10 protein-coding genes are annotated in these 8,460 nt (G+C 42.6%); 6 read left to right on the forward strand and 4 right to left on the reverse strand.

The window, feature by feature from the left end:
- Window positions 1–753 precede the first annotated feature (753 nt).
- Window positions 754–939, forward strand: a complete 186-nt coding sequence (locus tag ACYVRH_RS08940; RefSeq protein ID WP_461256573.1) for a hypothetical protein — start codon at window positions 754–756, stop codon at window positions 937–939.
- A gap of 161 nt (window positions 940–1,100) precedes the next feature.
- Here ACYVRH_RS08940 and ACYVRH_RS08945 read toward each other — a convergent pair whose 3' ends face one another.
- On the reverse strand, window positions 1,101–1,406 hold the full coding sequence (locus ACYVRH_RS08945; protein WP_461256574.1) for a helix-turn-helix domain-containing protein: 306 nt from the start codon (window positions 1,404–1,406) through the stop codon (window positions 1,101–1,103).
- 188 nt (window positions 1,407–1,594) lie between these two features.
- On the opposite strand from ACYVRH_RS08945, the gene ACYVRH_RS08950 reads away from it, so the two are divergent.
- The 5 genes from ACYVRH_RS08950 (at window position 1,595) to ACYVRH_RS08970 (ending at window position 6,374) form a co-directional block, all read left to right on the forward strand.
- The gene (locus tag ACYVRH_RS08950; RefSeq protein WP_461256575.1) at window positions 1,595–1,810 is read left to right on the forward strand and encodes a hypothetical protein; all 216 of its coding nucleotides are present in this window, start codon (window positions 1,595–1,597) and stop codon (window positions 1,808–1,810) included.
- Between the two features lie 193 nt (window positions 1,811–2,003).
- Window positions 2,004–2,603: a hypothetical protein gene (locus tag ACYVRH_RS08955; protein ID WP_461256576.1), complete on the forward strand. Its 600-nt coding sequence runs from the start codon at window positions 2,004–2,006 to the stop codon at window positions 2,601–2,603.
- Window positions 2,604–2,662: 59 nt separating this feature from the next.
- Window positions 2,663–3,469 carry a hypothetical protein gene (locus tag ACYVRH_RS08960; RefSeq protein ID WP_461256577.1) on the forward strand — a complete coding sequence of 269 codons (807 nt, stop codon included), beginning with the start codon at window positions 2,663–2,665 and terminating at the stop codon, window positions 3,467–3,469.
- A gap of 23 nt (window positions 3,470–3,492) precedes the next feature.
- A complete protein-coding gene (locus tag ACYVRH_RS08965) occupies window positions 3,493–4,572 on the forward strand; it encodes an LPP20 family lipoprotein (protein ID WP_461256578.1) in 1,080 nt (359 codons plus the stop codon).
- Window positions 4,573–4,607: 35 nt separating this feature from the next.
- Entirely contained in the window at window positions 4,608–6,374 is a 1,767-nt protein-coding gene (locus ACYVRH_RS08970; RefSeq protein ID WP_461256579.1) for an ATP-binding protein, read from the forward strand.
- Between the two features lie 328 nt (window positions 6,375–6,702).
- Here the strand turns inward: ACYVRH_RS08970 and ACYVRH_RS08975 are convergent, their stop codons facing one another.
- The 3 genes from ACYVRH_RS08975 to ACYVRH_RS08985 all read right to left on the reverse strand — a co-directional run.
- Window positions 6,703–7,503 (reverse strand): TIGR02757 family protein, encoded by an 801-nt coding sequence (locus tag ACYVRH_RS08975; protein ID WP_461256582.1) that lies wholly within the window; start codon window positions 7,501–7,503, stop codon window positions 6,703–6,705.
- Entirely contained in the window at window positions 7,487–8,239 is a 753-nt protein-coding gene (guaB, locus tag ACYVRH_RS08980) for an IMP dehydrogenase (protein ID WP_461256580.1), read from the reverse strand. Before guaB ends, ACYVRH_RS08975 begins: the two co-directional genes overlap by 17 nt.
- Window positions 8,148–8,460, reverse strand: a 313-nt coding sequence (locus tag ACYVRH_RS08985) for a hypothetical protein (RefSeq protein ID WP_461256581.1), incomplete at its 5' end; no start/stop codon positions are given. The genes guaB and ACYVRH_RS08985, both read right to left, overlap by 92 nt.

The following is an 8,460-nucleotide window of genomic DNA, read 5'->3' on the forward strand; positions in this document are numbered from 1 at the left end:
CATAGTAATCGGTGCCGGCATTAGTTCTCTTTTAGACAATTTCTTTGAAGTTGACTTTCAAGACATGAGTTTTAAAACAAAATTGGACGACACTTCCGGCGATACCGAACTGGAATGGTTATCAAACAACATTTTCGGCGGTCTTGAATTTGAGCTTCTTGTTACTATAAAGTTCTAATTACGCCAAAGGCTTACTATCGCCAAAGACTTCACACACGCTAACTGAACGCACGGCGTAGCCGTGTAGATGAAAAATGCCGCACAGCGTAGCACCAATAAACGCCGCAGTTTACAATAAAAGCAAGGCTGACTTTAGGCAGCCGTCAGTGCGCAGAGCACAAAGGTACAAAGATCAAGAGGGGGAAGCAATGAGCAGTGAGCAATGTTGTTGTTCGTTATCTATGCGTGAGCTTCACGCTAAGATAACGGACAAAAACCCCTTAATTCCGCTCTCTTTTACGCGCTTATCAGTGTTATTTATATTGGTGAAGGGGCGTTTAAACACACACACCAGAGTAGATCCAAGCAAGCATCAATCAAAATAAGTAAAAGTGTTAGAGGCGCAAATGTGGACCTTCTTGGAAATCCATTTGGAAATTCTAGCAAGTATGATGATATTTATGGACATTATTTAAATAATATTTTCCAAGGCACATCCGCCAATTGAGGTTTATTATGTACCATGTTATACCTGATAAGGAACTCAATGACGCGCTTATTACAGGTGAATTAATTGAAATCTAGGAGACGGTAATGAAAAAATATCAAAGCGAGGCATTAAAAGTTATTCATCAGGATGCCGAAGGGTTGCACCGTTTGGGCATTATAAGTGATAAAAAAATGCAGGAATATGATCAAGGTTGCCTTGTTCAAGGACCGAAAGCAGTTTATTCTTCTGAAAAATCTCCCAAAACAGAATACGCCGCCGCACATCATTAAGGGGTTTTTGTCCGTTATCTTATCAAGATGTTTCAAGCTAAGCCTTAGGACAACACTCCTGATTCTTTTATTTATCTGTTACGCGCATATCCGTAGTAAATCTCTCCGCTTTTCAGATTCGCGCTCCTTGTTCGTGTGGTTCGTGATAAAAATCTTTGCCGTTATTTATCCTCATTAAGAAGCTTCAAGCTTAGAATTTGGTCAATATACGCCAAAATAGTGTCTTTTAGCTCTTTTTTCTTGGATAATTCAATGGTTTTTATGGAAAAAAGTTCAAGAGTGTCGATATTCAGGGCGGTTGCCAACTGTTCAAGGGTTGATATTGAAGGGAAACGCCTGCCGATTTCTATTAAAGCAATGTAATTATCGGATACGTCTATCAATTTTGCCAGTTTTGCCTGCGAGAGACCCAGTTTTTTACGGTGCAACTTCATATTGAAAGCAAGCACCTTCCTTAAATCAGTCATTTACCACACTAATAGTTATATTTTCTTTACTTTACCCACTTTAAGTTATAATATCAATTGACAAATAGTAAATTATTAAATTATTTACCATAAATTATTGATATATAGTTAGGTATATGATAGATTGTGTACAAGTGTGGCGTGTTTCAAGCCACTATTGATCAAGATATATAATTTTGACTACCGATATGGATGAGACATCAATTTTAGTCGGTAATGCAATTCTGTTAGCGGGTGTTATTTACGGCCATATCCGCCCTTTCTCCTATGACATTGATTTGGCAAAAAAGAACGGTACGTATTACAGTTATAAAGAAGATAATCCGCTCTATCATATTACGTTCGCCCCTATTCCCACTCGAAACGGCATTGGGATGGGCGTTTTTTACAGAATGTCTTATTGACGTTATATAAGGAGTTTTTCTACAAAATTTATGGGCGGAATCGGCTCATAAAACGTTAAAATCTATGATTTTGAGGTTTATTAATAAAGACGGTAAAAATATTACTTAAATACTTGAATAAAATCGCAGTTTGCGATATATTAACCAAATAAAGGCGTATGCCTTTTTAAAAAAAACATCAAGGAGTTTTGTTATGAAAAAGATTATTGGAGTTGCTATTGTACTGTGTTTAATTTTGGGCTTTTCCGGCTGTCCTTCTACAGGCGGCAGTGGCGGCGGCGGCGGTAGTGCCCCTAAAGCTGAGCGGAAAATCGGCGGTAATGTTCCGCAGTTTGTTAAAGATGCGGTAAAGAATACGCCGGAAGACGCGCTTGTAGGCATCGGAACCGCACGGGCGCAGTCCTTAAGTCTTGCGCGGACTACTGCGGCAACACGCGCGCGCGCGGAAATTTCCCGCCAAATGAATACAATGATTCAGGATATGGTACGGGATTATTCAGCCGGCAGCGAAGTTGATCCAAAAGCGGCTCTCTCATTTCAAGAAAACATCACGGTAGCGCTTTCAAAATCGACCCTTACAGGTTCCACTATTGTCCAAGAAGACACGGATGAAGCTGGAAATTATTGGGTTGTGGTTCAACTGAGTAAGGCAAGTACTGTCAGCGAGATCAATCAGGCTCAGGCCGCCGCAAGGCTGGCTGTTCCGGCGATGGCTTCCTTTAACGCCGAAGACCGGATGAATAAGGCTTTTGACAAAGCCTATTCTTCTGAACTGGGCGTCGGCGACAAATAGTTGCTAAATTACAACAGGATGGAGCAGATTTTCATCCTGTTGTATTTTAATGCAGTATTATGAAAAAAATATTTGCTTGTTTGGGAGTTGCTTTTTTAATCTTTTCTTGCGCGTCAGGCACGTCCTTAGTTTCATCTGATGTTGCCGCAAAAAATTATATTATACCTTCCATGAAGGAACAAGTCGCATCAGGGCATTGGATTACAAGCCCTTCTGAAAATTCAATAATTATTATAGGGATATCCGGTCTGCATACAAAAAAAGATGATGAAATTACCTCTGCAAAAGAAGACGCCGCCAGAAAAGTTGCAATGTATCATGGCGTTAGGGGAAATATTGAATCCACCTACAGCAACGGCGTAAATTTTTTTGATTATATTGCTGATTCTAAAATTGAACTTGACTACGATACCGATATTGAAAAATATATTGATAAGCTGACATTTGATTCAGTAAATGACGTATTTAGAACTGATAACTCGGTTTTTGTGCGTTTTAAATATGCTGTTCCGTCAATATCGGTTAATTTTACAGCTTCTTTAAATAAGGATGGCCGTCCAAACTGGACTTATAGCCGAGATTTACCGAAGATTGACGGGTTTTTAACGGCGGTGGGATTTGCCAGAAATCAGGTCAGACTTAAAGATACTGTCAAAAAATCAACGGAAGCGGCGGTCGCGAGACTAATCGAAGGCATGTCAACACGGGTTACGTCAACTGATAAAACAGGAACAGGAATGGGAGCTTCCAGTATGATTCAAACAAAAAGCGAAGGAAAGATAAATAATTTTCAAATCATTGAATTTTGGATTGATCCAAAAACAGGCTATGTTTATACTCTTGCAATTGCCAAACAAGGCAATTAAGCGGGAATAAAAAGGAATTATATATGTTAAGAAAAAATTTTGTGGCTTTTTCATGTTGTATAACAATTTTCTGTTTGCTGTTGGCGTTTGCATCTTGCGCGTCGTCTGCCGATACCCAAAATAAAGGCGGTTCAAATATCGGAACAATCGGAACGCCGGATTGGGTTCGCGATCCATATAGGAAATTTGACAAGCAATCATACGTTGCCGTAACAGGCGTTGGTAATTCCCGCCAGGAAGCTGAGAAAGACGCTCTTGGCAAACTTGTAGCCACATTCGGCCAAAGCATACAAGTTGACGAAAAAATATCAACAACCTACATGGAAGCGCTAAGGAGCGGCGCCGTGTCAAATTGGTCGGAAAATACCGCCATTAGCAATTCCATTCAAACTTCAGCCGGCATGGATTCTCTTGTCGGGGCGGAAATCGGCGATACATGGAATGACAACAAAAATTATTATGCTGCGGCCATTTTAAATAAGGCCAAGGCGCTTCAGGTTTATTCCAATATGATAAAAGACAATCAGGCAATGATCGATAAACTGGTTAATATGCAGCAGGCGGAGAAAAACACGCTGGACGGATTCGCCCGTTATCAGTTTGCCGCCATGGTTGCCGATATAAATATCAGCTATGGGAATCTGCTTACGTTTATTGGCGCGTCATCGTATGCCCAGGGACTTGTTAGAGGCGACAATTACAGGTTGGAAGCGCAGAAAATTACCAAGACAATTCCGATTGGCATAATTGTAAAAAACGACAAAGCCGGAAGAATTCAAGGCGCTTTTGCCAAAGCGCTTTCCGATATTGGTTTTCTAAGCGGCGGCAATAATTCGCGCTATATTCTTAATGTTAATGTATCAGTTTCTCCGGTTGATCTTCCCAATAATCCAAATAAATTTGCCCGGATAGAACTTGGCGCGAATCTTACCGATAACACTACAAAAGCCGTATTGTTACCGTACAATTTTAACAGCAGGGAAGGGCATTCCACTCCCGCTGAAGCCGAAAATCGCGCTTATATGGCGGCAGAACATAAAATTAACGAGGAATATAAGAATTTATTATTGGATTATATGTCCAGTTTGTTGCCAAAAAGGTAAAGGTTATGTAATATAATATATATTGGGGGAGGGGGATGTCCGATCAATATATATATAATTACGATGATATTATAAAAGTTCTGCCGGCATGGGCTGAAGAGCTTGCGAATAAATACCGCTCAAAAACCGCAAACGTATATATTTTACATGGCAACATAAGGGATTTTCTTCCCCACGAAAAAAATGAAGGCGAGTTCACTTTTAAAAGAGTGCAGGATTATATCTCTGAAATTTTATTCGGCAATAAGGAAATAATCGCGTTCTACGACAGCTCAAGGGGGCTGACATTTTGCGAATCTCACATGGAAAAAAATTATCTTTCGTCCGCCCCGCAGTTTGCCGCAAGCCCCGATTTTGACTCGGGCGATTTTGTTTCAAATGATCCTGAGCGGTGTTTTCCGTATCTTGAAAAGTATTTTCTCTCTCAGGCGCCCGAGGAAAAACGGGTTAAAGGCAGAAAGGTTTTAATAGTTGATTTTGCCGAACATATTGTTCCCGCCGGGGATTTAATCCGTTTATCGGACAGGGACAGGTACTGTATGGTAACGTTTAACCGCTGGGCGACCGACCCTAAGTTTATTAAGGGCGATATTTCAATTATTCTGTTAACTGAAAACTTGTCCGATATTTCTTCGCGCCTTACAAGTTCTCCGGCTATTGTAAAAATAAGCGTTCCGTTTCCGAACGCGAAAATCAGGGAAAGTTTTCTCCGCTCTGAAGAAGAAAAAGGAAAACTCCTGCTTGAACGCGGATTATCTCCCGAAAGGCTCGCGTCTATTACGTCCGGTCTTAATCTGATGAACCTGTACCGCCTGGCCGCTGAAAGTTATGAAAACGAGAAACCAATTTCGCTTGATTTCATGCGGCAAAAAAAGAAAGAAATAATCGAGAACGGGGCAGGCGGTCTTTTGGAGTTTATGGAAACGTCTTACGATCTTTCCCATGTGTCGGGGCATGACTTTGTAAAGAAGCGGTTTAAGAACGCGGCGAAGGCTATAAAAAAAGGGCGCCCCGACGTATTGCCGATGGGTTATTTAATCGCGGGCCCAGTAGGGACGGGTAAAAGTTTTATGGTTAGCGCCTTCGCCGGAGAGATTGGAATCCCGATGGTGAAGTTCCGCAATTTCAGAACCAAGTGGCAGGGAGAGACGGAATCTAATCTTGAAAGAGTGTTGAATATTCTTGTGGCGATGGCTCCAGTAGGAGTGATGATAGACGAGGCGGACGCTTTTTTGGGAGACCGCTCTCAGGAAGGGGATTCCGGCACAAGCAACCGCGTGTTTGCGCAAATAGCCTCTTTCATGGGCAATACGGAATATCGCGGAAAAATTATTTGGTTTTTAATCACGTGCCGTCCCGACTTAATACCGATTGACCTTAAAAGGCAGGGACGCGCCGAAGAGCATCTGGCTCTTTTTTATCCTGAAACAAAAAAAGACAGGGAAGACCTTTTTAACACATTAGTGCGCAAGCTTGACTTGGACATCCGCAATTTTTCAATTTCCGATCTTTTTAAAAAGTATGATTACGAATACTCAGGCGCGGATTTGGAAGCGGTTCTTGTCCGCGCGAAACTTATCGCCGCAATGGCCGACCGTATTTATGTGAAACGCGAAGACATGGAAGAGGCGATGAGCGACTTTATTCCCGCAGACCACCCCTACGAAGTTGAATTGCAAAACCTTGTCGCGGTTTTGGAATGTACGTCAAAAGAAATGCTTCCCATGCGTTTTCAAAAACTAACGCGCAGCAAATTAATAAGCGATATTCAAGAAATTAAATCCCTGTTAGGTGAAAGATAGCCAGTACTCTGCAAAAAAAATCCGGAAGATTTCACACACGTTAAACAAACGCACGGCGCAGCCGTGTGGATGAATAATGTCGCATAACGTAGCACCAATAAATGCCGCTGTTTACAATAAAAGCAAGGCGGCCTTTAGGCTGCCGTCAGTGCGCAGAACACAAAGGAAGAGAAGGACACAAAGAGGAATCAGGGGTTTTTGTACGAAGGCTATGCCTGAGTATCACGATAAGATAACGGACAAGGATTATTGTCCGAAGATAATGCGTGGGCTTCACGATAGGATAGCGGACAACAACCCCTAATCCCCCCTTTGTGTTCTTTGTTCCTTAGTGATCTTTGTGTGAGGTCTTCTTAACGCCAACGCCAAATAACGCGAAATCATACTTTACCGGGTCCTCTGGGCAATACTCCCGTAATTTTTCAGTCAGCATAATGACCGCTTTTTTATCATTGGATTTGCGCTCCAATAACCCCATCTTTCTCGCAATCCGCGAGACATGAACGTCAAGCGGGATGTATAGGGCGGCAGGTTTAATTTTTTTCCATAAACCTAAATCTACAGGGCCTTCGCGCACAAGCCAGCGCAGGGCCAGATTTAGCTTTTTGCAAGCGGAGCCGTTTTCGTCTTCTTTACCGGCGTCGGAAACGTGTATGGAGTACTCGCCCTTATTGGCCTTAGCCATCTCCTCGCGAAATAAATAAAACCCTTTCCATACGTCGCATTGTAATGAGGGATTTTTTTGTCCCATGCTTGAGCCGCCTGTTTTTTCACCCTGCGCTAAAATTAAGTTTTCAAGATTTCCGTATTTATCGAATATGTATTTAAAACCCTTGCAAAAATATTTTAAGTCGCTTTCAAAAAAAGTGCGGTGGATATTTTTGTCCTTTAATTTTTTATAACCCTCTGTTACAACAAAATTATACGGGTTAAAATCCATTAACGTAAACATTTTTTCCGCTGAGCGGAGGATAATGTCGCGCCGTCCCCACGCGATTGTTGCGGACAAAAATGCGGCTATTTCTATGTCTTCGCGTTTTTTGAAACGGCGCGGAAATTTGACGGGATCGCTGTCAATAAAATCCTTAGTGCAGATTTTTTTGTACCAGTAATCAAGATCGTGAGTAATTTGGCGCTTCCTGCGTTATTGTAATGTCATGCGGATGGCTTTCCCTTAAGCCAGCCGCAGTTATTTTTACAAACTTTTTATACCCATTAAGTTCCGCGATGCTTTTACATCCGCAGTAACCCATGCCTTTTCGCAATCCGGCGATAAGCTGGTTCATGTAAGTGCGAAGCTCTCCCTTGTATGGGACGCGCCCTTCAATTCCCTCCGGTACGGGTTCTTCATCCTTGCCAATCTGATAACGGTCACCGGAGCCGTCCGCTATCGCCCCCATGCTTCCCATCCCACGGTACTCTTTGTAAATTCTTCCGTCATAAATGATTTCGTTTCCAGGCGCTTCTTTTAACCCCGCGAACAGGTTGCCAATCATCACAACTCCCGCTCCCGCGCCAATCGCTTTTGTAATGTCCCCTGAAAATTTAATGCCACCGTCCGCAATTACCGGAGTTTTTGTTTTTGACGCTTCTTCGGCGCAATCCAAAACCGCCGTAAACTGCGGAATGCCAATCCCCGCGACAACCCGCGTCGTGCAGATTGATCCCGGCCCTATGCCGACTTTTACCGCGTCCGCGCCGGCGGCGATTAAATTTTTTGTCCCTTCTTTAGTCGCGACATTTCCGCCGATGATAGGTATATTGTAGTCTTTTTTAATTTGCCGAAACTGCGGAATTCCTTTTTGACGCGGGAGCGTGGAAATCTCCTGATGGAAGCGCGTGCGGCCCGAAGGACGCGGTCGCAAGCGCTAAAGCGACCAATACCAGAACAATCTGCAGAGATGAAACCGTCGCTAAAAAAACAGGCACGGCAAAAGAATGGTATGTCACGGATACAAGTTGCGCGACGCCGGGAAAACCGAATAATCCAAAAAGGTATTCAAAGTAAGTTTTTAAACAGAGAAACAATATCGTGTTTGGGGGCGGCTCCGGTTTTCTGGGCCGCCATTTTCCCTTTATTGTAAAT

This window comes from Treponema sp. R80B11-R83G3, from assembly GCF_054786115.1.

What these genes read in the sequence shown, in the direction of transcription:
- ACYVRH_RS08960 (WP_461256577.1), top strand. Translation starts at nt 2,663, where the DNA reads ATGAAAAAAATATTTGCTTGTTTGGGAGTTGCTTTTTTAATCTTTTCT.
- ACYVRH_RS08955 (WP_461256576.1), top strand. Translation starts at nt 2,004, where the DNA reads ATGAAAAAGATTATTGGAGTTGCTATTGTACTGTGTTTAATTTTGGGC.
- ACYVRH_RS08965 (WP_461256578.1), top strand. Translation starts at nt 3,493, where the DNA reads ATGTTAAGAAAAAATTTTGTGGCTTTTTCATGTTGTATAACAATTTTC.
- ACYVRH_RS08970 (WP_461256579.1), top strand. Translation starts at nt 4,608, where the DNA reads ATGTCCGATCAATATATATATAATTACGATGATATTATAAAAGTTCTG.
- ACYVRH_RS08950 (WP_461256575.1), top strand. Translation starts at nt 1,595, where the DNA reads ATGGATGAGACATCAATTTTAGTCGGTAATGCAATTCTGTTAGCGGGT.
- ACYVRH_RS08940 (WP_461256573.1), top strand. Translation starts at nt 754, where the DNA reads ATGAAAAAATATCAAAGCGAGGCATTAAAAGTTATTCATCAGGATGCC.
- ACYVRH_RS08945 (WP_461256574.1), bottom strand. Translation starts at nt 1,406, where the DNA reads ATGACTGATTTAAGGAAGGTGCTTGCTTTCAATATGAAGTTGCACCGT.